At 39.3% G+C, this 24,880-nt stretch carries 23 protein-coding genes and 3 pseudogenes; 13 read left to right on the forward strand and 13 right to left on the reverse strand.

What is annotated here, in order from left to right:
* Genes trpCF through I6F10_RS02430 form a run of 4 tightly spaced genes read right to left on the reverse strand, consistent with a single transcriptional unit; the run spans position 1 to position 4,579 of the window.
* Positions 1-1,365: a bifunctional indole-3-glycerol-phosphate synthase TrpC/phosphoribosylanthranilate isomerase TrpF gene (trpCF, locus tag I6F10_RS02415; protein ID WP_165742909.1), complete on the reverse strand. Its 1,365-nt coding sequence runs from the start codon at positions 1,363-1,365 to the stop codon at positions 1-3.
* Positions 1,358-2,395, reverse strand: a complete 1,038-nt coding sequence (gene trpD / locus I6F10_RS02420; RefSeq protein WP_165742910.1) for an anthranilate phosphoribosyltransferase — start codon at positions 2,393-2,395, stop codon at positions 1,358-1,360. Before trpD ends, trpCF begins: the two co-directional genes overlap by 8 nt.
* An 11-nt stretch (positions 2,396-2,406) precedes the next feature.
* Positions 2,407-3,009, reverse strand: coding sequence for an aminodeoxychorismate/anthranilate synthase component II (locus tag I6F10_RS02425; RefSeq protein ID WP_165742911.1), 603 nt, complete (start codon positions 3,007-3,009; stop codon positions 2,407-2,409).
* A 1-nt stretch (position 3,010) separates the two neighbouring features.
* Positions 3,011-4,579: an anthranilate synthase component 1 gene (locus I6F10_RS02430; RefSeq protein ID WP_197098371.1), complete on the reverse strand. Its 1,569-nt coding sequence runs from the start codon at positions 4,577-4,579 to the stop codon at positions 3,011-3,013.
* 464 nt (positions 4,580-5,043) lie between these two features.
* Here I6F10_RS02430 and rnm point away from each other — a divergent pair, with 464 nt between their 5' ends.
* From rnm to I6F10_RS02455, 5 genes are all read left to right on the forward strand, one after another.
* Positions 5,044-5,898, forward strand: a complete 855-nt coding sequence (gene rnm, locus I6F10_RS02435) for an RNase RNM (RefSeq protein ID WP_002961577.1) — start codon at positions 5,044-5,046, stop codon at positions 5,896-5,898.
* Positions 5,895-6,515, forward strand: coding sequence for an L-threonylcarbamoyladenylate synthase (locus I6F10_RS02440; RefSeq protein WP_002961576.1), 621 nt, complete (start codon positions 5,895-5,897; stop codon positions 6,513-6,515). Before rnm ends, I6F10_RS02440 begins: the two co-directional genes overlap by 4 nt.
* A 6-nt stretch (positions 6,516-6,521) precedes the next feature.
* Positions 6,522-7,358 (forward strand): segregation and condensation protein A, encoded by an 837-nt coding sequence (locus tag I6F10_RS02445; protein WP_165742913.1) that lies wholly within the window; start codon positions 6,522-6,524, stop codon positions 7,356-7,358.
* Between the two features lie 145 nt (positions 7,359-7,503).
* On the forward strand, positions 7,504-8,055 hold the full coding sequence (locus I6F10_RS02450; RefSeq protein ID WP_024594560.1) for a cytochrome b: 552 nt from the start codon (positions 7,504-7,506) through the stop codon (positions 8,053-8,055).
* Position 8,056: 1 nt separating this feature from the next.
* Positions 8,057-8,638, forward strand: a complete 582-nt coding sequence (locus I6F10_RS02455) for a YceI family protein (RefSeq protein WP_165742914.1) — start codon at positions 8,057-8,059, stop codon at positions 8,636-8,638.
* An 84-nt stretch (positions 8,639-8,722) separates the two neighbouring features.
* On the opposite strand, the gene I6F10_RS02460 is transcribed toward I6F10_RS02455, so the two are convergent.
* Positions 8,723-9,565: a transporter substrate-binding domain-containing protein gene (locus I6F10_RS02460; protein ID WP_149602820.1), complete on the reverse strand. Its 843-nt coding sequence runs from the start codon at positions 9,563-9,565 to the stop codon at positions 8,723-8,725.
* Between the two features lie 139 nt (positions 9,566-9,704).
* Positions 9,705-9,872, reverse strand: a complete 168-nt coding sequence (locus tag I6F10_RS02465) for a hypothetical protein (RefSeq protein ID WP_002961566.1) — start codon at positions 9,870-9,872, stop codon at positions 9,705-9,707.
* A gap of 371 nt (positions 9,873-10,243) precedes the next feature.
* Between I6F10_RS02465 and I6F10_RS20435 the strand changes: the two are divergent.
* A pseudogene (locus I6F10_RS20435) lies at positions 10,244-10,796 on the forward strand (hypothetical protein).
* Here I6F10_RS20435 and I6F10_RS20440 read toward each other — a convergent pair.
* Positions 10,793-11,596: pseudogene (locus tag I6F10_RS20440) on the reverse strand (M61 family metallopeptidase). The pseudogenes I6F10_RS20435 and I6F10_RS20440 overlap by 4 nt on opposite strands.
* Before the next feature lie 187 nt (positions 11,597-11,783).
* On the opposite strand from I6F10_RS20440, the gene icd reads away from it, so the two are divergent.
* Positions 11,784-13,052, forward strand: coding sequence for an NADP-dependent isocitrate dehydrogenase (icd, locus tag I6F10_RS02480; protein WP_165742916.1), 1,269 nt, complete (start codon positions 11,784-11,786; stop codon positions 13,050-13,052).
* Positions 13,053-13,064: 12 nt separating this feature from the next.
* On the opposite strand, the gene I6F10_RS02485 is transcribed toward icd, so the two are convergent.
* The 3 genes from I6F10_RS02485 to I6F10_RS02495 form a co-directional block, all read right to left on the reverse strand.
* A complete protein-coding gene (locus I6F10_RS02485; RefSeq protein ID WP_024595338.1) occupies positions 13,065-13,496 on the reverse strand; it encodes a hypothetical protein in 432 nt (143 codons plus the stop codon).
* Between the two features lie 411 nt (positions 13,497-13,907).
* Complete coding sequence (locus tag I6F10_RS02490; protein WP_007375422.1) at positions 13,908-14,114, reverse strand: hypothetical protein; 207 nt, start codon at positions 14,112-14,114, stop codon at positions 13,908-13,910.
* A gap of 73 nt (positions 14,115-14,187) precedes the next feature.
* A complete protein-coding gene (locus I6F10_RS02495) occupies positions 14,188-15,135 on the reverse strand; it encodes a LysR family transcriptional regulator (protein WP_165742917.1) in 948 nt (315 codons plus the stop codon).
* A gap of 116 nt (positions 15,136-15,251) precedes the next feature.
* Between I6F10_RS02495 and aceK the strand changes: the two genes are divergently transcribed.
* From aceK to I6F10_RS02510, 3 genes are all read left to right on the forward strand, one after another.
* A complete protein-coding gene (gene aceK, locus I6F10_RS02500; protein ID WP_165742918.1) occupies positions 15,252-17,024 on the forward strand; it encodes a bifunctional isocitrate dehydrogenase kinase/phosphatase in 1,773 nt (590 codons plus the stop codon).
* Between the two features lie 64 nt (positions 17,025-17,088).
* On the forward strand, positions 17,089-18,051 hold the full coding sequence (locus I6F10_RS02505) for a zinc-binding dehydrogenase (protein ID WP_024595341.1): 963 nt from the start codon (positions 17,089-17,091) through the stop codon (positions 18,049-18,051).
* Positions 18,052-18,114: 63 nt separating this feature from the next.
* On the forward strand, positions 18,115-18,366 hold the full coding sequence (locus I6F10_RS02510) for a DUF2999 family protein (RefSeq protein WP_007582532.1): 252 nt from the start codon (positions 18,115-18,117) through the stop codon (positions 18,364-18,366).
* Positions 18,367-18,449: 83 nt separating this feature from the next.
* Here the strand turns inward: I6F10_RS02510 and I6F10_RS02515 are convergent, their stop codons facing one another.
* Positions 18,450-18,950, reverse strand: coding sequence for a fasciclin domain-containing protein (locus I6F10_RS02515; RefSeq protein ID WP_165742919.1), 501 nt, complete (start codon positions 18,948-18,950; stop codon positions 18,450-18,452).
* A 184-nt stretch (positions 18,951-19,134) separates the two neighbouring features.
* Between I6F10_RS02515 and lepB the strand changes: the two genes are divergently transcribed.
* A complete protein-coding gene (gene lepB / locus I6F10_RS02520) occupies positions 19,135-19,785 on the forward strand; it encodes a signal peptidase I (RefSeq protein WP_024597614.1) in 651 nt (216 codons plus the stop codon).
* Between the two features lie 182 nt (positions 19,786-19,967).
* On the opposite strand, the gene metG is transcribed toward lepB, so the two are convergent.
* Entirely contained in the window at positions 19,968-21,989 is a 2,022-nt protein-coding gene (metG, locus tag I6F10_RS02525; protein WP_165742920.1) for a methionine--tRNA ligase, read from the reverse strand.
* Positions 21,990-22,176: 187 nt separating this feature from the next.
* On the opposite strand from metG, the gene apbC reads away from it, so the two are divergent.
* Together apbC and dcd are read left to right on the forward strand one after the other, a co-directional pair.
* The gene (apbC, locus tag I6F10_RS02530) at positions 22,177-23,253 is read left to right on the forward strand and encodes an iron-sulfur cluster carrier protein ApbC (RefSeq protein ID WP_165742921.1); all 1,077 of its coding nucleotides are present in this window, start codon (positions 22,177-22,179) and stop codon (positions 23,251-23,253) included.
* 6 nt (positions 23,254-23,259) lie between these two features.
* Complete coding sequence (dcd, locus tag I6F10_RS02535; protein WP_002959670.1) at positions 23,260-23,844, forward strand: dCTP deaminase; 585 nt, start codon at positions 23,260-23,262, stop codon at positions 23,842-23,844.
* 16 nt (positions 23,845-23,860) lie between these two features.
* On the opposite strand, the pseudogene I6F10_RS02540 reads toward dcd, so the two are convergent.
* Positions 23,861-24,289 (reverse strand): annotated as a pseudogene (locus I6F10_RS02540) (LPD1 domain-containing protein); the annotation flags it as partial.
* Between the last annotated feature and the right edge of the window lie 591 nt (positions 24,290-24,880).

Consider the following 24,880-nt stretch of genomic DNA (forward strand, 5'->3'; position numbering starts at 1 on the left):
TCAATAATTTCTGATGCTTGTAAAAGCATTATGTAATTTGTTAGGGCACTTTTTACCCGCAGATTCTTCAACGCCTGAGTTTAAATCAAGGCCTAAGGCACCTTTAAAAAGCGCATCTTTAATATTGTCTGGATTTAAGCCTCCAGCGAGCATAAACGGTGTGGTTGCATCATGAAGCACCGACCAATCAAATGCTTTACCTGTACCGCCAGCTTGTGTGTCGCTGTGTGTATCGTAAAGGTGTCGGTCAACGCCATTTACAGGCGTTGGCAATGCATCTTTTATTGCTTGGGCTTTCCAAATCTCGCAGCCGGTAGGTAACTGTGTACGCAACTGAGCGATGTAATCGTCACTTTCTTGACCATGTAATTGAACTGCCGCCAATTTTAGCACACTTGCGTATTGAGCAACTTGATCAATTGGGGCATCTACAAACACACCCACAAAATTAAGCGGGGCACTTTGGCTAAGCTCTTTTGCGCAATCTAAATCAACATAGCGTGGCGATTTAGGATGAAAAATTAAACCACCGTAAATAGCACCGTTTTGATATGCCGCTTGTGCATCTTTGGTACGTGTTAAACCACATACTTTATTGTCACCTAAAATAACACGGCGACATGCTTGCTCTAAATCACGCTCGCCCATAAGTGAGCTGCCAATTAAAAAACCATCGCATAATGGAGCTAAACGTTTTACGTCTTGATGGGTGTAAATACCCGATTCCGAAATAACCACTTTATCAGCCGGAATAAGTTTGCGTAGCTTTTCGGTAGTGGCTAAATCGGTGCTTAAATCGCGTAAATCACGGTTATTAATACCAATAATTTGTGCATCAAGCGCAAGTGCACGGTGTACTTCTTCTTCATTACTTACTTCGGTTAATACCGACATATTTAGTGAATCGGCAACAGCATGCAGTGCTTTATAGCTTTCGTCATCAATTACCGAAAGCATCAGCAATATAGCGTCACCGCCATAAATACGCGCCATATATACTTGGTATTCATCTATAAAAAAGTCTTTACAGATAAGCGGTTGTTCTACTTGGCTGCGCACAAATTCGAGGTAATCAAAACTGCCTTGAAAATATTTAGCATCAGTTAACACGCTCATGCAGGTGGCGTATTTTTTATAAACTGAGGTGATTTCGGTTAAATCAAATGGCTCTCTAATTAACCCTTTTGAGGGCGATGCTTTTTTACACTCTAAAATAAACTGTGTGCCTGGGGCGGCTAATGCTTTGTAAAAGCTACGGCTTGTAGGCACTGCAAGGTGCTTAAAGCTTTCAAGCGGGCGTGCGGCTTTACGCTCAATTAGTTCTAATTTTTTATCAGCAACAATTTTATCTAATACATTAGCCATTACTTACCTCAATAATTGCATTTAGTGTGTTCATGGCTTGCCCTGAACTTAATAATGTTTGTACTCGCTTTGCCCCTTCTTTTAACGTTTCTGCTTTACCTGTTAGGTATAAAAGGGCAGCTACGTTAACCACAATGGCAGCATTATGTGCATCTGTGCCTTTGCCTTGTAAGATGGCAAGGCTAGCATTTGCGTTGTATTGTGGGCCTTCACCAGCGAGTTGTTCAAGTGAATAGTTTGCAAGGTCAAAGTCGCTTGGGTTTAGTGTGTACTGTGTAAGCTTGCCATTATTCAGCTCAACTACCGTTGTTGGGCCGTGTAGAGCTATTTCGTCAGTGCCCGAGCCGTGAACAATCATAGCGCGCTTTGTGCCAAGGGTTTTAAGTGTTTGTGCCATTGGCATACATAACGCTTCGTTGTACACACCTAACAATTGCACATCAGGTGCTGCAGGGTTAGCAAGCGGGCCTAAAATATTAAAAATAGTGCGTGTTTTAAGCGCTGTACGCACGCCCATAGCATGGCGTACGCCACTGTGATAGTGCGGTGCAAACAAAAAGGTAAAATTGGTTTGCTCAAGACATTTTGCTGCCTGCTCTGGGCTCATGTCTATATTAATGCCCAGCGCTTTTAGTAAGTCGGCAGAGCCTGAATTACTCGATACACTGCGATTACCATGTTTTACCATGTTAATGCCGGCAGCAGCGGCAACTATGGCTGCTGTTGTGCTTATATTAATTGTGTTTGAGCCATCGCCGCCTGTGCCACAGCTATCAGCAAGTTGTGTACTGCTGGTAGTAAAAGCAACAGCGTTATCGCGCATTGAGGCTGCAGCACCTGCTATTTCATCGCTTACTTCGCCTTTAATTTTAAGGCTTATTAGTAGGGCGGTTAGCTCAATCTCGCTCATGTTACCTTGCATTATTTCATCAAACAGTGCTTTGGCGTCTGCGTAGCTTAATGATTGCCCTGTAATTAGTTGTTCAATAGCGTGTTGAACATTTATGGGTTGTTCTGGTTGTGTACTCATAATGTCCTTTTTTATTTAGCGCGTGTTAAGTAAGCGACACTTTGCTGAAGTAGCATTGCGCCGTTTGGCGTCAGTATTGATTCTGGATGAAACTGGTAACCTAATGCATTGTCATCATGATGATAAATAGCCATAGGGATATCTTCGTACTGGGCAATAACCTTTATATTATCAGGCACTTTTGTTGCCATTAATGAATGGTAACGTGCTACAGGCATTGTATTGCCCATACCATCAAATACAGGATGTTCGCCTAAATTAATAATTGAAGACTTACCATGTACGGTTTCACCCGCGTGACCGATTACTCCGCCATAGCTTTGTGTTAACGCTTGTTGGCCTAAACAAATGCCTAGCATTGGGAAGTGGCCTTTAGAGAGCTCAATAAGCTCCATTAAACAGCCTGCATCGGTTGGTGTGCCAGGGCCTGGTGAAAGTACTAATAGCACTTGGCCTTGCTCTTGGCGCATTTTATTAAAAATAACCTCAGCGCTAATGTTGTTTCTGTAAACAACAAGTTCGCAGCCAAGCATCGTAAGCTCATCAACAAGGTTGTATGTAAATGAGTCAAAGTTATCTAAAAAATAGATTTTAATAGGATTCGCTTTACTCATTTTATACCGCCTTATACGTAGATTTTATGGCGGTGATAACCGCTTGTGCTTTAGCGCGAGTTTCGTTTGCTTCAGAAATAGGATCTGAGTCAAACACTACACCTGCACCTGCTTGCACGTAGGCTATGTTATTTTTAACAAAAGCAGAGCGAATAACAATACAGCTATCCATTGCGCCATCACCGGTTAAGTAACCTACAGCGCCGCCATAACTGCCACGGCGCTTACCTTCAGTTTGACGAACAAGCTCAGCAGCACGAACCTTTGGTGCACCAACAAGCGTGCCCATGTTCATACACGCTTGGTAAGCGTGCAGTGCATCAAGCTCGGGTTTTAGTGTGCCAACAACGCGTGAAACTAAATGCATTACCTGTGAATAGCGGTCTACTTTTAATAACTCTTTGGCAAAACGAGTACCTGCAACACTAATGCGGGCTACGTCGTTACGGGCTAAATCAACGAGCATTAAATGCTCGGCGCGCTCTTTTTGATCGTTTCTTAGTTCAAGCTCAATGCGGCTGTCTAGGTCTGGGTTTATTTGCCCGTTAGCAAATTTGCCGCGCGCTCGAGTACCAGCAATTGGGTAAACTTCTACTTGCTGATTACCTATATCGTACTTAAGGGCCGACTCAGGGGACGCGCCAAATAATGCAAAGTCTTCATCGCGCATATAAAACATGTAAGGGCTTGGGTTTTGCTTTTTAAGCTGGCTATACGCATGTAAAGAATCAGGGCAAGGTAGTGAAAATGTACGCGACGGCACTACCTGAAAAATATCACCATCTACAATGTTCTTTTTAAGCTTAACAACTTGCTCGCAATACGTTTCATCGCTTATATCAACGCTTACATCACATTGTCCACTTTGCATATCCGCACTAAATTCTGCTGCGTTATCGCACAGCGTATTTAAGCGCTCAAGCTCTTTACCTACTTCAAAGCAGTTAGCGTGTACGTCTGGGCCATTAAATACATTGCCAATGAGTTCGGTTGTTTGTTTTTGATGATCAATAACAACTAAGGTTTCGGCTAAGTAAAATACATAATCAGGGCAGGTGTTTTCGCCATCAGGTACATCACTTAATTGCTCAAAGTTTGCCACCATGTCGTAGGCAAACACACCGCCTAAAAATACCGAAAACGGATTTTCGGTGGTGCTTTGAATACTGTTAATACAGGTACGAAGAGCGCTGAAAGCGTTATCAGCAACAAGCTTACTTGCTTCGTCTATATCGCTGCTGGTGTCTTGGTAGTTAAGTGTAAGCGTTGTGTCGTTTAATTGTGAATCACAGCTCTTAACATTTGCTTGTAAGTAGCTTAATAATTGCTTGCCGTTATTAGATTGTGCGCTAACAGTTACCGTTTTACCCTTACATACAATGCGCAGGGCGCTATCAACTAAAATTAAACTTTTTACACTGTCTTTAGAATCAATCTCAGCCGATTCAAGCAGTAGTGAGTTAGGCTTATCAAGTGCCGCGTATAATGCAAGAGGGCTACTAATATAGTCGCGTACTTGCGTAATGCTTGTTACTTCGCCTGGTGTGGTAGTTATATGACTAAAAATCAAACCTCATTCCCTCAAAAAATTAAACCCCGCAGTGCTTTTGCAATGCGGGGTTTGAATAACGATATCTAAATTACAAACAGATCATTACCGTCCCGCTATATCAGGCGCCACCACCAACGATGTGTAAGAGTAAGACCGTTATTCATGTTTTTCTGCCTCAAAATTTATTAAATATTTTTAACGTATATGTTTCGTAAAATTTAGTTATAAAAAAACCCGCATAGTTGCGGGTTTTGAATTTTTGCTAGACACGACAATTCATCACCCGAAAATTACGAGTGCCACCACCAAATAGTGTTTAAGTTTGAATTGATCATTATTGTTAATTCTTAATGTGTCTGAAAGTGGCTACAGTAAAACGTATCTTATGCTTTTGTGTCAAGTGTTTATTTAAAACAATTTAGTCAAAAAAGTTGTTATACTTACATAAACACCAGTAACCCTTAATTTTAAGCAGTTTTCTTTTGATAAAATACGATTTACATAGCCATACTACACATTCAGACGGGCGTTTAACGGTTGAAGAATTATTGCATCGCGCTGTTGATAAAAATATTGATGTGTTTGCTATTACCGATCATGACACTGTGGCGGCTATTAAGCCTGCTCAGCAATTTATTGAAGCAGAAAACTTACCGCTTTCATTAATAACGGGTACCGAAGTGTCTACCAAATGGGAAAGCTTCGAAATTCATATTGTAGGTTTAAATATTGATATTAATAATATTGACCTTACCTCTTTATTATCGGCTCAGCAGCAAAAGCGAGAAGAGCGTGCACTAGAAATTGGCGCACGCCTTGCAAAAAATGGTTTTGATGGCATTTACGAGCAAGCTAAAGAGCTGGCAAAAGACGCGCAAATTACGCGCGCACATTTTGCACGTGCCCTTATTGAGCGCGGTGTAGCTAAAAATTTCCCGGGTGTTTTTAAAAAGTACTTAGGGCGCGGCAAAACAGGCTATGTACCTAGTTGCTGGTGCACCATGCAAACCGCTGTAGAGGCAATACATGCCGCTGGTGGTGTTGCTGTACTTGCTCACCCAAGTAGCTATCAAATGTCAAACAAGTGGCTACGCAAATTATTAGTAGAATTTAAAAGTGTAGGAGGAGACGCAATGGAAGTTGCACAACCTCAACAGGCGCCAAGCGAACGTCAATTTTTAGGTGAACTCAGCCGTGAGTACGAACTACTTTGCTCGCAAGGGTCTGATTTTCATTTTCCGACAAGCTATTTAGAGCTTGGCAAAAATTTATACTTACCAAAAGACTGCCAAGGTGTTTGGCAAGTTTGGGAAGGACAAGAAGGGGCATTAACATGAGTCAATTATTCCATATTCATCCTGATAACCCGCAACCAAGATTGATTAGTCAAGCCGTTGATATTATTAAACAAGGTGGTGTTGTTGTTTACCCAACAGATTCGGGCTATGCCATTGGCTGTAATATTGGTAATAAGCAAGCCAAAGAGCGCATAGAGCGTATTCGTGGTATTGAAAAAAACGATAATTTTACGCTAGTTTGCCGTGATTTATCGGAGCTATCTACTTATGCACGTGTAGATAACCAGCTATTTAGATTAATTAAAAATAATACGCCAGGGCCTTATACCTTTATTTTTAAAGGCACAAAAGAAGTCCCTAAGCGTCTATTAAACGACAAGAAAAAAACCATTGGCATGCGTGTAATTGAACACCCAATTGCTTGTGCGTTACTTGCCGAACTTGGCGAGCCGCTAATGTCGTGTTCTTTAATTTTACCAGGGCAACAATTTACAGAATCAGATCCGGATGAAATTTTAGAGCGATTAGATAAACACGTTGATTTAATTATTCACGGTGGCCATTTAGCCGAGCAAGCAACCACAGTAATCGACTTGTCAGAAGATGAAGTTAAAATATTACGTGTTGGCTGTGGTGATACAAGCCCATTTGAGTAATAACAAGTGAGCGAAAGTACTGCTGATACAAAAAGTAATGAAAAGCCAGTGCAGCAAAAGTTGCCACTGGCTTTTTTGCATGGTAAAGCGGTTGTAGATAAACCAGAAGACTTATATATTCCGCCCGATGCGCTCGAAATAATATTAGAAACCTTTGAAGGCCCTCTCGATTTACTGCTTTATTTAATTAAAAAGCATAAGCTTGATGTGCTCGATCTTTCTATTTTTAGTATTACAGAGCAGTATGTAAGTTACGTTGAAATGATGACCGAGTTTCAACTCGAACTTGCCGGCGAATATTTAGTAATGGCTGCGTTACTTGCACAAATTAAGTCGCGCTTATTACTCCCTGTTCACGAAGAGCTTGAAGAGGAAGAAGACCCTCGCGCTGAGCTTATTAAACGCCTGCAAGAATATGAGTTATTTAAAAAAGCCGCCGAAAACCTCGATGATACCCCCCGTGTTGGGCGTGATATTTTTATAGCGCATGCCGCTATGCCAATAAATGAAGACACAAGTCAAAACCTCCCCGATATTGAACTTAAAGACTTAATGCTGGCGTTGAGTGATGTTATGGCGCGAGCAAAAACGTTTGAACATCATCAAATTACTGCCGAAGTACTCTCAACCCGAGAGAGAATGAGCCAAATATTACAACAGCTATCGAAAGCAAATTCAGCAGTGGTTTTTAATGCGCTTTTTACGCCTGATGAAGGGCGTAGTGGTGTGGTGGTTAGTTTTATAGCCATGCTTGAGCTCATTAAAGAAGGACTTGTTACTTGTTTGCAAGTAAGCCCAGAGAGCTTAATTTATGTCAGCTTGAGCGAGCAATCCACCCTATAAACTTATCTGTTTAATCCTCAACTTCTAAAACTGACTTTAATTATCAAAGTTCTGTGCTTATACGCACGTAAAGTGTTTGTAAATGTTATTTTCATTTACGGCTATGCACTATATTGTAACGTCATAGCATTATAGGACGTTACACATGTTTAAAAATACACCTTCATCTTACGGACTTGTCGCCATTATTTTACATTGGCTCATGGCGTTGACTATTTTTGGCCTGTTTGGTTTAGGTTTATATATGGTTGAGCTTACTTATTACGATAGCTGGTACAAAGGCTCGCTCGATTTACATAAAAGCATTGGTATTACGCTTGTGGCCGTATTTTTATTTAGAATTTTATGGCGTGCTTTATCTACACAACCTAAACCCTTAGGTGAAAGTAAAGGTATGAACCAATTAGCACACACCGCGCATATTGTTATGTATATTATTTTGGCCGTTATTGTTGTTGCTGGGTATTTAATATCAACCGCAGACGGACGTCCAATAGAAGTGTTTACCTTATTTAACGTATCAGCGCTTGATTTTGCTTTTGATGACCAAGCCGATATTGCAGGAAAAGTACATTATTACGGCGCGTGCACATTAATAGGGTTTGCAGTATTGCATGCACTAGGGGCGTTAAAACATCACTTTATCGATAAAGATAAAACCTTAATCAGAATGATCAAACCATTAAAGGATGATTAAAATGAAAAAATTATTAGTAAGCACAGCCGTTTCGGCTGCAATGATGTTATCGGCAACAGCCGCTAATGCAGCTGATTATGTAATTGATACAAAAGGCGGGCACGCATCTGTTAACTTTAAAATTAAACACTTAGGTTACAGCTGGTTATATGGTCGTTTTAATACTTTTGACGGCACATTTAGTTATGATGCTAAAAACCCTGATGCATCAAAAATTATGGTAAATATTGACACCACAAGCCTTGATTCTAACCATGCAGAGCGCGATAAGCACTTACACGGTAAAGATTTTTTAAATGTGGATAAATACCCAAAAGCGACATTTAAAAGCACCAGCATTAAATTTGATGAAAATGGTGAAGAGGCCGACGTAACCGGCGAATTTACGCTGCATGGCGTAACTAAAACTATTACCTTTGAAATAGATAAAGTGGGCGAAGGTAAAGATCCGTGGGGCGGCTACCGCGTAGGTTTTGAAGGCGAAACCAGCCTTAAACTTACCGACTACGGTATTGATTACAACTTAGGGCCTGCATCTACTCATGTTGATATTATTTTATCAATAGAAGGCGTTCGTCAGTAATACCATTATTGAATATAAAAACGCCACTTACTGTGGCGTTTTTTTTGCTTAACAGAAACTCAAATTATGCGACTTTGTATTTGTTTATTTTGTGCTATTAATACGTGACTTTAATAGAGGCCTTAAATCCTCAGGCAACCAACGCATAAGTAAATCGTTATAAGCCTGCGTTTTTTTAATAACTTTAAGCTGCTCATTAAGAATAGCGATGTCTTTTGCGCCTTGCTCGTTTTTAGTACAACCAATAAAACCATAACTTAACGCGGGAGATTCGGTTAATGGACGTTGGGTTAAGTTTTCTTCAAAGTGCATTGATTTAGCTAAATAGTAATGCTCGCTTGGGTAACCCAGCAAAATATCAATTCGTTTTAGGTTAAGCATATATGTAAGGCTCGCTAGGCTATCGCGAGTGGGTCTAATTACTAAATCTATATTAGGCGTACTGTTTATTAAAGTATCTATCTCTTGGCCGTAAGAGCGGCTCATAGAAACTCCAAGAGTTAGTTTTTTATCTTGTATTAAATTGAGTAGTGATACTTCTTTAGATTCCGCTATATTTAGCGCTTTTGCGAGCTTTTTATGCATTGCTATTGAAGGCGAGAGGCCCGTTGTTGAGCTCTCCTCTGTGAAATAAATATGCTCTTTTCTGTAATCATTTTTATAAAGCGATAACGCACAAACATTATTTGAAGTATTGGACAGCTCTTGAATTACTTTACCTGAGGGGATAAGCATGCGGTTAAAGGTAATATTAGGAAGTTGTTTTTCAAGTAAAGAAATTATGCTTTCGTCACGGCCTTGGTGTTGATATTGACCATTTAAAATATAATAGGGTGCAAAATCGTGCGCTAGCCAGTTTATGGTTCTAGCATTGCTTATTGAGCTCAGACAGAAAAAAAGTAAGAAAGTTAAAAATATACGGAGCATTACAACAGCTACCAGTAATTATTATTGTAAAACTATTGTAACCAATAAAGGGCTAAAAAGTAAAATGCCAGCAACAAGGCTGGCATAATATCTTATCAATAATTGCAATAATAGAATGGCAATTAAAGTTATATGTTGCTTAGTTAGCTTTTAGCCACTTAACAAACTGGCGTGCATCACTCGCTTTTTGAAATAATGCATTTTTTAAACCTTGTGTATCACTGAAGATTACACGATGTTTGTTTACTGAAATTGATTGCACTGGATGTGCTATTTGGATCATAGACCCGTTATATTTATAAGACATAATAAAACTCACTTTATTCTTGTTATTTATTCTGCGCTATATTTGTATAGCAAATTGCAGTCAATAAATTAACGATGTTGTGTTTAGCTTCATTACAGTGTTGACGATCTTTATGACACTTTTGCGATGATAATAAAAAATCATCTCGGTATTATTCAAGGGGTTCTCGCCGTACAATAACTTAGCTTTCAAATATACGTTTTGCGGGGCTTACTGGATCAGGGTAAATGGTTAACCGCGGCGGTTTCTTTAAACCAGAGAGGGAAGGTAACTTATATATAAATTGTGTGCAAGCTATTTATTATAAAAATATTTATAATAAATCTTATCAACTGCTTACAAAGCCCATTTTTAGTTACCAAAGGATAAGTATGAATTACTTAATAGTGAGTGATATTTATGGTTTAACCCCCTGCTTTAAGTAAGTTATCACAGGCAATTAGTTCAAATTTAGTGATTGTTGACCCATACAACAACAAGATTCAAGCTATTGAAAGTGAAAAAGATAGTTATAATAATTTTATACAGCAGTGTGGCCATGACAAATACACGGACAAACTTCTAGAATGCTTTGAGAGTTTAAAAGTGCCGACCACATGTATTGCGTTTAGCGCAGGGGCAAGTGCAGCATGGCGGGCACAGTTATTAACAGGCAATACACACCTTAAAAAGTTAATTGGCTTTTATCCGTCGCAAATTCGTAATTATTTAGCGTTAGATGCAAATGTACCCTGTGAATTCATATTCCCAGAAAGTGAGAGTCACTTTAATGTTGATGAAGTTATTAAAGCTTTAAGCACCAAAGCGAGTGTTAAGTGCTATAAAACCAATTTTTTGCATAGTTTTATGAACGAGTACTCAACCAATTTTAATGCGCAAGGGCTGGTTAAATATAGTAGCTATATAAAACAGAGCAGCCGTTAAAGCGTGTTTAGCTGCTTTTTATTAATATCAGGAAAATCAGTACGGGTATTATATTTTGCATACAGCGTTGTAAAAATGCTGCTGCTGGATAACTTATCTAACTCTTTTATAAAGGTTTTAGCACTAGAACGACCGGGTCTACAGCATGTTTGATACTGTTTTATTATACCCGCGACAGATAAACCTTGTTTTTGTAGCTTAAGGTCGGCCTGTGCAAAAAAAGCCGCACCCGTCCAATAAACACGTTGCTGGGCGCGTTGTTTCCACATATCGGCAGAGAGCTTATTAAGTGGCTGTGTTTTAGTTTTGGTTTGCAGGCAGGCACGATCAAATCCTGCATTTAAACGTTGTACAAACTGTGGCTGGGTGATTATACCGCTGTCACGCATTATTACGTTTTGCATATAACTGGCAAAACCCTCGCTTAGTCAAAAACCGGAGTAGGGAAGTAGCGGCAAATATAAATGCGAAAGTTCATGGTATAGCGTCCAATCTTTAGTGAATGCATTTAAACTGGCGTAGCGATCTATATGTAGTTCAATCCCATCGGGGTTATTGCGCTTAACTGTAGCCCAAGGTACAGGCTCAAAAGCAAAGTATTGCGGTTTTAAATAAATAGGCAAAGTGGTTTGCTTTAAAGGCCCCAGTGTATTTTGTGTTTTTTCAACACTTTGATTAACCCATGTAGACACCGTATTTTGAGCATTACTTGAGAGCGAGCTAAGGTTATGTATGACTACTTCAGCGGCTAATACGTTAAAAGAGCTGATTGATAGTAGCAGTACAAAAAAGTATTTCATTAAAATGCTCTACTGTAATTTAATAACTGGTACGCCAGGCTTAATATACAAGACCAACTAAATGGATAAATAATCACGCCTAATTCTTTATTTTTTAAAATGATAGTAACTATAAAAGTACAAATACAGACACCTCTAGCTAAGCATGGTTTAATCAATTAATCGTTATTTTAAGTTAGGTTTAGCCATGACGTATCAGCATATTCAAGTTCCTGAGCACGGCCAAAATATCACTATTGATGCACAAGGACACTGGCAAATACCGTTAGAACCTATAATTGCCTTTATTGATGGCGATGGCGTGGGTTTAGATGTTATGCCGGTAATGCGCCATGTTGTTGATAGTGCAATTGAGCATTGTTATAAAAGTGCACGGAAAATTCATTGGATGCAAGTTTATAATGGCGAGCAGGCCGCAAAGCTGTATGACGGTGACTGGTTCCCGCAAGAAACAATTAACGCGGTACGTGCCTGCAAAATTGCCATAAAAGGGCCGTTAACCACACCACTGGGTGGTGGCTTTCGATCGCTTAATGTTGCACTCAGGCAAGAAATGGATTTGTTTGTAAATATGCGCACTATAAAAGGCTTTAGTGCACTTCCTTCTCCTTTAAAAAATCCTTTTTTAACAAACATAACAGTGCTTCGTGATAGCAGCGAAGACGTGTACTCAGGTATTGAGTGGCAAGCAGGGAGTGTAGAAAGCGAAAAAATGCTCGATTTTTTATGTGAGGAAATGGGCGTAACCCGCTTAAGGTTTTCACAAGAATGCGGTATTGGTATTAAAAATATATCTAAAGAAGGCTCTGAGCGACTAATGCGCTTTGCCATTAACTATGCACTTAAAAACGATAGTGAATCATTAACGCTAGTACACAAAGGTAATGTACTTAAATTTACCGATGGGGCATTTAAGCGTTGGGGGTATGCACTTGCACAAAGCGAATTTAATGCCACTGCACATGAAAATGGGCGTTGGCTGCAAATAGATCGAGTAAATCAAGCACCTCTAATTATTAAAGAAGTTATAGCCGACAACATGCTGCAGCAATGTTTAATGCACCCAGAGCAATTTGATGTAGTGGTGACGACTAATCAAAATGGTGACTTTTTAGCGGATATGCTGAGCGCACAAGTTGGCGGTGTTGGCATAATGCCTGCTGCAAATCTAAATAACGATGTCGCATTTTTTGAGCCTACACACGGCACGTTTGAACGTATAGCAGGGCAAAATAAAGCAAACCCCAGCAGTAGTATTTTAAGTGCGGTATTAATGCTTAAATTTATGGGATGGGACGAGGCCGCATTACTAATAGAAAATGCGTTAGAGCAAACATTTAAAAGCGGTGAAGTAACCTTTGATTTAGCGCAAGAGCAGAGCGATAACTCAAGTATTCATAACTCGACAACCTTAACTTGTACTGGCTTTGCAAAGAAGGTTATCGAGCACTTTTAAACACATTCATTATTAAGCTGCTGAGGCAGTTTTTACTCTGTGCATGCAAGGGCGGTTGGTTAACTGCGCTGCACGATGGTAAATCTCATGTGCTTGAGGTTCATCGCACTGCGTACCACTAAGCGTATCCATTAACGCAACAACAATAATTGCAGGAACCTGGCAGCAATATTCGTCTAAAACGGCTTCTGTCGTTTGTGCATCAACATGGCAAAGTGGGTGGTTTTTAAGTTGGTATGCGTTTAGCAATGTATCCACTTCTAATACATCATTTGGTTGGTGCTTTGTTTTACGGCATTTACAACCAAACTCATCAACTAAAGTAGCTAATGCTTGGTAAGTTTCAGTGGTGTCAGCTTTTGTGCATAACTGCTCTTCAATAAACTGATGTAAATTAGCATCAATAAATAACCCGTCTTGTTGTGTGAAGCTTGATGTTGTCATAATTATTACTCTTAGTTTGTTGGCTTAACTTCACTCTAGCGCTAAGTGTATTATTAATGAAATTGTTGTTTTCAATAACTGACATTGATTTCATCAATAGTAAGTTTTAAAACTAAATAAAAAATAGAAAACATACCTAAATTATACTAATTAATTTGGTGCAGAGCGGTAAAAACGTGCACAAAACTGGAACAAGGGGATTAGTTGATGAGTTAAGTTGGATGCTTAGTTAATTGTTTTTATTGAATTTTAATTTTTTTATGAAGTCGGTACTAAGCTTGCTAACTATACTCTGTAGGTAGACTCCTATATCGACGATTTCCAAAAGCGCCATGGTATTTTCCCAAAGTTGAATACCACGGCGCTTTTTTATTTTCTCGTGTATTTTATTTAGCCGTAACAATAGTAATATTAAATTTTAATAAAGTAGGGAATAGCCACTAAAATAGCGCCTACAATCAACAGCATGCTAACACTGCTCATAAAATACGGAAATACCAATAGCGACAAACCAATACAAAGCGGTACTACGGCTTTTTTTCTTCGCCCGTAAGTAAGGTAGCCAATACCTATGCCTCCAAACAAAACACTCCACGCAATTATTGATGCACTATCCATTTTTACTCCATTTGAAGTTATTGTCTAAAACCGAGCTTGTTTGAAACTCATAGCACAGCATGTCTATATTTAATTATCTGTCTGCAATCGTTTTAGCAAACGCTAATAATTCACGCCTTAACCATTGGTGTGCAGGCGCATGGTGTAGTAGCGGGCTCCATATCATTTTTACCTCAATAGGGACTATTTGAAATGGCACAGGGCTGATTACTAAATCAGTATGGGAGGTTAACAATTTAGCCTGCCTGCGCGGTAGGGTGGCAATAAGTTGCTCTGATTGGCAAAGCAGGCTTGCAACCATGTAGTGGCGAGTAAAAACACGTATTTTGCGGGTTTGTTCTAGTTGCCAAAGGGCTTCGTCTACCCAGCCTAATTTTTGCTTTCCTGATTTATTAGTAACTGCGGCCTCAGGCCCCCAGCCTGCACGGTTTACCCAAATATGTTCTTTTTGTAAGTAGTCGTCTAACCCTGATTGTTGTAAAAATGTATTTTTAGGATGCGTTAAACAACAGTAATTATCTCGCCAAACACTGGCTTGATGAAACGAGCGAGGCAGACCATTAAAGCGGTTTATGGCTAAATCTATAGTGCCTTTTTCCATGTCTTGCAGGTTTACGTCGCTTGGGCTTAATACATCAAAATTAATACCGGGATTTTTACTAAGCTGCGCAGTTATAAAAGGGGCTATTAAGGTCGACTCTATGTAGTCGTTTGCCATTATTCTAAACGTAACTTCAGCTGTTGCAGGGTTAAATTGCTCACTAGGCTGCGTAATAGCTTCGGCCATTTTTAATAGCGTCTCAACCTCAGGCTTTAATGCAAGTGCTTTAGCTGTTGGCGTCATAGAGCCTGCGGCACGCACCAGTAGCGGGTCGTCAAATAAATCGCGCAAACGTTTTAATGCGTTACTCATAGCAGGTTGCGTAAGCGCGAGCTTATTCGCAGCTTTTGAAACACTTTTTTCATCAATGAGTACATTTAAGTAAACTAACAAGTTGAGGTCGACGTTTCTTATATTCATATGATCAATTTAAATTATATGCTTTATTAATTATCTAAATTAAAGCCTGCTTGCTAAGGTGTAAACAATTAATAAAAATAACCGCCATAACTGGCATCAATATAAGTGCTGTATTTATGCAAAATAGGCTAACAAATCAATCTAATAATGCGCTACAACACGTTGTAGCCAGTAAGCTTGCACGATCTGTTTTTGCTGGATTTGAGGCGATGTTTTCGCAATTTTTAAATATTACACTGGGTGCGCAGAGCCGGTTTGAGCAACGACAGCATCACAGTGTACAAAGTGCTATGCGTGAACGTTTACAAGTGTATGAGCGTGAGGTAAAAAACGTGAGTGAAGCCGTCAGAGTTATTGCTTATGCTGAGCTTACTTGCCCGCAAACGTGGCAGTTAGCTAAAAATATTTATGGCGATATGGTACAAAATCACGAAAATAAACCCATAGCGCATACCTTTTTTAATTCAACGTTTGGCGCAATTTGGGACGATAAAAAAATTCGTACTGTGCATTTGTTCGTATTAAAAGCAAAGTATCGTAGTGAGCCGCGCTCTTATGAAAGCTTAGTGAGTAGAGTATCGCTACATAATGGGTTTAATAAAGCTGTTAAAACGCTTATTACTAATCAAGTATTTAGAGTGCCGTTTAGTAATTTAGAACGTGATGTAGCCACATTACAAAGTACGTTAATGCAAGGCGCTAAGCAGCAATGCAAACAGGTGTACGAACTTATCAATTTAAACGACGGGTATATTGAATACGCCAACTCATTATTTTTTAGAAACAAAGCCTGTTATTTAATTGGGCGCTGCATTGCTAAAAATGGCGACAATATGCCTTTTGCTATCGCTATTTTAAATACCGATGAGGGACTAAAGCTTGATGCTGTAATGATGGGCGCCGATCAATTAAGTTTATTATTTGGCTTTGCACGCACCTATTTTATGGTTGATACCGATAAGCCCGCACGTTATGTAGATTACCTAAGTGTATTAATGCCACACAAACAACGCTTTGAGTTATTTAACGCCATTGGTTTTATAAAGCACGCCAAAACTGAGTTTTATCGGTATAAGGTCGATACGACTAAAAATAGCCCAGCCAACTTCAAGTATGTTAAAGCGCCAGGTACGCCGGGTATGGTAATGCTGGTATTTACTATTGAAGGGCTAGATTACGTTTATAAAGTAATTAAAGACAAATTTAGTGCGCCAAAAACAGCCACCAAAGCACAAGTGATAGACAAGTATAACTTTGTAAAACAAGCCGATAGGGTTGGTCGTTTGGTAGATACGCACGAGTTTAGATATTTAGCGTTTGATTTAAGCCGTTTTAGTGATGAATTGCTTGAGCAGATGAAAAACCAAATTGGTAGCAGTATGGTTATATCGGGTAAGGCACTCATTTTAAAGCACGTTTATGTTGAGCGTAAAATGACCCCGCTTAATTTATATATTAACCAATGCGATAACAAAACCCTAGAGCGAGTAATGCATGACTACGGTAAAGCAATTAAAGAGTTAGCGGGCGCTAATATATTTCCGGGCGACATGCTAATGAAAAACTTTGGCGTAACGCGATGGGGGCGAGTGGTGTTTTACGACTTTGACGAAATTTGCCCACTAACCGATTGCAACTTTAGAGAGGTGCCACACACCCAAAATGCACTTGAAGAGCTAAGTAGTAACTCGTATTTTGATATAGCTGAAAATGATATATTTCCGAGCCAATTTAAGGTGTTTTTTAGCGCCAACGAGATTGCGTTTAGTTATTTTAATAATGAGCACAGTAACTTGTTTTTAGCGACGTTTTGGCAAGGTTGTCAGCAACAAGTACATAATGGTTATCTACCCGATGTTTATCCTTACAAACAAAGTTGGCGCTTTTGAGGTTGTTTGAATCTGTGTTCATCCCCATCTATATGTTATTACAGTTTTTAAGCTTGGAGCAACAATGAAATATATTTCTCATGAAGATGGTAATCTTGCATTTAGTGAAACCGAAAAGCCGGTTTTAAAGAGCCATGAAGTACTTGTTAAAGTTGCAGCAATAGGTGTAAACCGTGCAGACAGTATGCAGCGCCAAGGTAAATACCCGGCCCCTGCGGGAGATAGCCCGATTTTAGGTTTAGAATGTGCGGGTACAGTTACTGAGCTTGGAAAAGATGTAGATAAAAGCTGGCTAAACAAGCGTATTTTTACGTTGTGCTCAGGTGGTGCTTATAGCGAATATGTAGCAGTTGATGCAAAACAGCTTATGGAATTACCCGATGATGTAACAATGGCTGAGGGCGCCGCAATAAGCGAAGTGTATTTAACGGCATTTGGCGCGTTATTTGAGCTTGGTAAATTACAAAAAGGGCAAACAGCGCTTATTCATGCAGGTGCTAGTGGTGTGGGCGGTGCAGCAATTCAAATGGCTAAAAGCGCAGGTGCTACCGTAGTTATTACTGCCGGTACGGATGACAAATGCCAACACGCAAAAGAACTCGGTGCCGATCATGCAATTAACTACAAAACCACTGACTTTGTAGAATATATGAAAGCAAATGAGTTAACAGCAAATGCAATTGTAGATCCTGTTTCGGGTAGTTACTTAAATAAAAATGCCGCTATTGCAGCCATGGATTGCCAAATTGTGATGCTTGCATTTTTAGATGGACGTTTTGCTGAAGTTGATTTTGCCGCGCTTTTACAAAAGCGTATTTCGTTTCATGCCTCAACGCTTAGAAATCGCAGTATTGAGTTTAAACGCCAGGTGCGCGACGACTTTGTAGCACGCTTTTACAATGATATTGCCACTAAAAAGTACGACTTTAACTTGTATAAAACATTGCCTTGGAGCGACGCAAACGAAGCCCATGCTATTTTAGAGCGTAATGAAAACGCAGGAAAAGTGGTTTTACTTGTAGAGTAACTCTTTAATTTTAGGGTTTAGCCCATATACTAAGCTCTATAAAAAAACACTTAAGGTTTAATAATGAATCCAATACTAGCAATACTTAAAGAGCACAATGTAAGCGACGAAAAAGTAAAAGCATTGTTTGAAGCGTTTACTCAAAACCCAATGATGGCAATGGCGCTTGTTCAAGAGCTTGGTATTCCGCCAGAAAAGCTACAACAATTAATGGCAGTCGTGATGACTCAACCGCATCTTATTAAAGAAGCGACTGACGAACTTGGTTTAGATTTTGAAAAAGTAAAAGAAGCGAAAGAAAAACTAAATCAATAATTTGTTATGTCATGAAACAAAAATAACTAAAAAAGCGCATAAGTATTTACTTATGCTTTTTTAGTTGGCTCATTCTTTTATGACTACTCTTTTGGAAGTAGTACTGTGTCGATAACATGAATTACGCCGTTGCTTGCTTTTACATCAGCTTTTACAACTTTAGCGTCATTTATCATTACGCCCATGCTGTCGGCTTTAACCATAACTGATTCGCCTTGTAGTGTTTTCGCACTATCTACCTTCATTACATCGGCTGCCATCACTTTTCCAGACACTACGTGATAAGTTAATACCGCCGTTAGCTTATCTTTGTTTTCAGGCTTGAGTAACATTTCTACAGTGCCTTCAGGTAATTTAGAAAATGCAGCATCTGTTGGTGCAAAAATAGTAAAGGGTCCTTTACCTTGCAGTGTTTCAACTAAACCTGCGGCTTTAACAGCAGCAACAAGAGTAGTGAACGAACCATTTTCAACGGCTACTTCAACAACGTCTTTTTTCATACCATGATGATCAGCATAAGCCATTGTAGTAAATCCAAGGCTTGCAGTTGTAAACAATAATGCAGTAGTAATTTTCTTAAACATTTTATTTTTCCTTTAAGTTAATACCCGTTGGTTTCGTTAAATGTTACGACGCTCTAAATTTAATCGATCAATTAAAATTAGTAGCCAACATGTTTTGTTACATCATTGATTGAACTGCAGCTAATTAACAAAGTCATATAAACAGTTACTTAATTAAAGACTTGTTCAATTGAAGGGAATAGGCATGAAATTAGTTTATAAGTTTTGGAAAAATAACCGCTCTCTTATCGTATTTATTGCACTGATGAGCGTATTTAGAAGCGCTGTAGCCGATTGGTACGAAGTGCCAACAGGCTCAATGAAACCAACAATTCAAGAAGGTGACAGAATACTTACCGATAAAATGGCCTACGATATTCGTGTCCCATTTACGCATATAAAACTACTTAAACTAGCGGACCCACAAACCGGTGATATTATTGTTTTTGACTCACAAGCTGCCGATAACCGTTTAATTAAACGTGTAATTGGTGTGCCAGGAGACACCGTTGCGCTTGAAAATAATGAACTCATTATTAATGGTAAAAAACTTAATTATGCAGATCAGCAAAGCAACATAGACTCGCTTGATAAAATCGAAGATTTAAACGGGTTAGCGCATTCGATAAGAGTGGCAAATATTCCTTCACGTTTATCGGGCTTTGATGCAATTACAATTCCTGATGATTATTATTTAGCAATGGGCGATAACCGCGACAATAGCGCTGACTCGCGTGTAATAGGTTTAATTCCGCGTAATGAGTTATTAGGAAAAGCAGAGCGCGTTATAGTCTCACTTGATTACGATAACTATTACCTACCAAGAAAAGACCGCGTATTGAAAAAGCTCAATTAAATAAGATAATTGATTTTAGAGTTAAAATATAACTGCCTATTTAGGCAGTTTACTTATATATTTTTTTACAAGCTTGGTAAGAACACTACGCTCGTGTTCGGTATTTAATATACGACTAAACATTACTTTAGCCCATAAAAAACCGCTGACATATCAGCGGTTTTTTTATTGTATGAGTAATATTACATTACGCGCATACCAGGCTCTGAGCCGTCATCTGGGTTAAGAATATAAATTTCTTTTCCGCCAGGGCCTGCTGCTAATACCATGCCTTCAGACATACCAAAGCGCATTTTACGAGGCTTAAGGTTAGCAACCATAACGGTTAGCTTGCCTTCGATATCCTCAGGTGCGTAAGCTGATTTAATACCCGCAAACACTTGGCGAGTTTCGCCGCCTAAATCAAGTGTTAGCTTAAGTAGTTTATCTGCGCCTTCTACGTGCTCTGCTTTAGCAATCTTAGCTACTCGTAAGTCTACTTTTGCAAAATCATCGAACTCAATTTCGTCGCTAATCGGCTCTTTTGCAAGTGGGCTGTTAGGGTCAATTGTTACTTTTGATGCTAAGCTTTCTTTAGATTCTTCAACCATTTTGTTTACTTTATCCATTTCAACACGTTGCATTAACGGTTTAAATTTATTGATAGGGTGGCTTACGAGTGCATTTTGAACGCGGTCCCATGCAAGGTCGTCATTTAAAAACGCTTGTACGTTGTCTGCCATTCCTGGTAGCACGGGTTTTAAGTAAGTAATTAAAACGCGGAACAAGTTAAGACCAAGAGAACAGACCTCGTGTGCTTCTTTTTGCTTAGTTTCGTCTTTAATTAATACCCAAGGTGCTGCGCCATCAATAAATTGGTTTGCTTTGTCGGCAAGCGCCATTATTTCGCGAATTGCGCGGCTGTAATCGCGGTTCTCATAGTGTGTTGTAATGCTCGGTGCAGCCGCTTGAAACTCTGCTAACAGCTCTGGTTGCATAATAGTACTGCTTAGCTTGCCATCAAACTTTTTACTAATAAAGCCAGCACAACGGCTCGCTATGTTGACTACTTTACCTACTAGGTCTGAATTTACGCGCTGTGCAAAGTCTTCTAGGTTTAAATCCAGATCAACAATACCGCTGCTTAATTTTGCTGCGTAGTAGTAACGTAAGTATTCTGGGTTTAAGTTATCTAAATAAGTACGCGCTTTAATAAACGTACCCTTTGATTTAGACATTTTTTCGCCATTCACAGTTACAAAACCATGAGCGAATACGTTAGTTGGCTTTCTAAAATTAGCGCCTTCTAGCATTGCTGGCCAAAATAAGCTGTGGAAGTAGATAATGTCTTTACCAATAAAGTGATAAAGCTCTGCGTCTGAACCTTCAGCCCAAAACGCATCAAAGTCGAGGCCTTTTTCGTCACATAGGTTTTTAAAACTCGCCATGTAACCAATAGGTGCATCTAACCAAACGTAAAAATATTTGCCTGGTGCATTTGGGATTTCAAAACCAAAATAAGGTGCGTCACGGCTAATATCCCACTGTTGCAAGCCATCGGTAAACCATTCGTCTAGCTTGTTAGCCATTTCTTGTTGAATAGTTCCCGAGTGTAACCATTCCTTTAGCATGCCTTCAAATGCTGGCAGGTCAAAAAAGTAATGCTCAGAATCTTTAAGTACAGGCTCAGCACCTGACATTACAGAACGCGGATTAATAAGTTCGGTAGGGCTGTATGTAGCACCACACGAATCACAGCTATCGCCGTTTTGGTTTTCAGACTTACACGTTGGGCAAGTACCTGTTACAAAGCGGTCTGGTAAGAAAATACCTTTTTCAGGGTCGAATAATTGTGAAATAGTGTGCTTTTTAATATGACCGGCATCGTTTAGGCGGTTATAAATAAGTTCGCTTAATTCTTTGTTTTCTTGGCTGTGCGTGCTGTGGTAGTTATCAAATTTGATATTAAAGTCAGCAAAGTCGCGTTGGCGCTCTATGCTCACTTGTTTTACCATTTCTTCAGGCGTGATCCCTTGCTTTTGCGCATTAAGCATAATTGGCGTGCCGTGGGCATCGTCTGCGCAAACATAATAAGCTTCGTGGCCTTGTAGTTTTTGAAAACGTGACCAAATATCAGTTTGAATATATTCCAATAAATGACCTAGGTGAGTAGGGCCATTTGCATAAGGTAATGCGCTGGTAATCAGGATCTTTCGCTGCGTCATAATCATTCCGAATTGAGGATAAAACGCCGTTTTTATTATACAAACGGCAATTATCATTAATTTATCTACAAGCTATCTGCTTAGAGTGCGCACAGCTTATGGATTTTTATTAATTGACTGGTGTTAATGCCCTGAATGTTACATAATTCCGTGGCACTTTTCATCAAAGAAACGCTATTTAATTGCTATGTTTGGACTGTCGAAACTATTCTCTTCTAAATCGGTGCAAAAACAACCGATTATAACTGCCTTAGCGGCATATCGTAGTGCGGCTTTTGCCGTCGGTATTGACGAAAGCTTCATTGATACTATTACTCAAAATGACGATAAATCACTACACATTAAATTAACTCTGCCATTTGCTGGGCAATCAGAAATGCCTTTAGTTGAGCAACACGTAAGTGAAAGCTTAAATGTGCCTGTAACAATTAGCGCCAAGGTTATCATTAAAGAGGCGGCTAAGTTTAAAGCGATTAAACATATTGTACTTATTGCCTCAGGCAAAGGTGGGGTAGGTAAGTCGACTACTGCTGTTAACTTGGCAGGCGCGCTTAAAAATGAAGGCGCAAAGGTGGGTATTTTAGATGCTGACATTTATGGCCCATCTATCCCAATGCTTTTAGGATTAGTGGGCGCGGAGCCCGTCACTAAAGATAACAAACAGCTACAGCCTTTTGATGCCAATGGCATTAAAGCGCAATCAATTGGCTTTTTAGTTCCAAGCGATGATGCCACGGTATGGCGTGGGCCAATGGCGTCAGGCGCGCTGAGCCAGTTACTTAACGAAACCGATTGGGGCGAGCTTGACTACTTAATTGTTGATATGCCACCGGGCACCGGTGATATTCAGCTTACAATGAGCCAAAAAGTACCCGCTAGCGGCACTGTTATTGTCACTACACCGCAAGATTTAGCGCTAGCCGATGCGCAAAAAGGCATTGCTATGTTTAATAAAGTAAACGTACCGGTGCTTGGCTTAATAGAAAATATGAGCCACTACATTTGCACTCACTGTGGTGAAGCTAACCACGTTTTTGGTAAAGACGGTGCACAAAAACTGGCGCATAAGCACGGCGTGCCTGTACTTAGCCATATTCCACTTGCAATAGATATACGCGAGTATTCTGAGCAAGGTAAACTTATTGCAAGCGATAACGATGCCACAATAAGCAAAACATACAGCGCAGCAGCAAGGTTAATAGCCAGCACGCTTTATTATCAACAGCATCACAATGCAATTGAAATTGTGATTACGGAAGATTAATAAATAATGAGACTTTCAGACACACATATTAAAGAATACCTAAGCGATGGCCGCATTGTTATTGAGCCTGCGCCAACGAGCGAAATGATTTCAGGCGTGACTGCCGATTTACGCTTGGGAAATAAATTTAGAACGTTTAATGCGCATAACGCGGCATACGTCGATTTAAGTGGTCCAAAAGATCAGTTAAATAAGGCCATGGAATCGATCATGAGTGAAGAAATAGTGCTTGATGAAGGTGAAGCATTCTTTTTACACCCAGGTGAACTTGCACTAGCTATTACCCATGAAAAAGTAACTCTACCAGCAGATATAGTAGGTTGGTTAGATGGACGCTCATCGCTTGCGCGTTTGGGTTTAATGGTGCATGTAACCGCGCATCGAATAGACCCAGGCTGGAGCGGCAATATTGTTTTAGAGTTTTACAACTCAGGTAAATTACCACTGGCACTACGCCCACTGATGAAAATTGGTGCTATGAGCTTTGAAATGTTATCGGGCCCGTGTGAAAACCCATACAATATTCGTAAAGATGCAAAATATAAAGATCAAAGCAGCGCAGTAGCAAGTCGTATTAGTGACGATAAATAATCACCAAATATAGACATCACTCGTCTATTTTATGAAGCGCATAGCCCAGTAGTTCAAAATAGTGGTTAAGTGCTTCATTTGCTTTATTAATATGCTCACTATTTGGGTAGATTAAATTACTACTTTTTAAGCCTCCCACTAAAAAGCTATTTTTTATATATGTGTGGCCTTCAATACAGGCTTCAAAACACCGCGCTGCAAGCTCTTCTGGCATGCTCATATAATTCATATTGTGGGCTTTATCGTGTTCTATACACGTTTGTACAAAGTTATTTGCATCAATACCATCTTGATCTAAAAATACATGTTTATAAAAACTGTTCAAAGCATTATTAAGTGGATGCGATAAATTTGGCGTGTTTGAAAGCCATAATTTTGATGCAAAACCAAATTGTGGTTTTGCTGCAAATAAGTGCTCGCTTATATGATGGTCAAACGCATGGAAAGAATATAAGGTTATAAATCAGTACATGAAATTTATTGCTATAATTCAGTAGTTAATGATTTATTTTGTATTCAGAAAAAAATAGTGTTAATTAGCTAGTCTGAATACGGATCTGTATTAAATCAAAAAACTTTTTCTCTAAAAAAATTTTCACTTAAATTTGTTTATCAACATAAAAAACTGGAAATGGTTGAATCGAACTATTTCATTTTTTGGGGGGAGTTACAGATGGTTTTAAATATTCAGTAATCATCTCATGTTGATGACTGAATGTTAGTTAGTAATGTGGATCAATTAATACGCTCGATAACATGTTTACCAACACCAGATTGGGCTAATATATTATTAAGCATATGTTCTGAGTAAAAAGAACATCCGCCTTCTCCATCTATAGGAAACATGTAGCACGAACCGATCTTTTGCGGCCATACCCGAAAATCACCGCAAGTAGATAATTTAGGGAAGCTGCTGTACCTGAACTTAACCACCGTATATCATGCAGTTAGCTAATGTTTTTATAATAATATGATGACAGGGGGTAAATTTTTAAATGACCACAACCTTGTGGTGTATAACTCATTTCCTACCCCA

Origin of the sequence: Pseudoalteromonas sp. SWYJZ98 (assembly GCF_015864495.1) — a bacterium.
Lineage (GTDB): Bacteria > Pseudomonadota > Gammaproteobacteria > Enterobacterales > Alteromonadaceae > Pseudoalteromonas > Pseudoalteromonas distincta.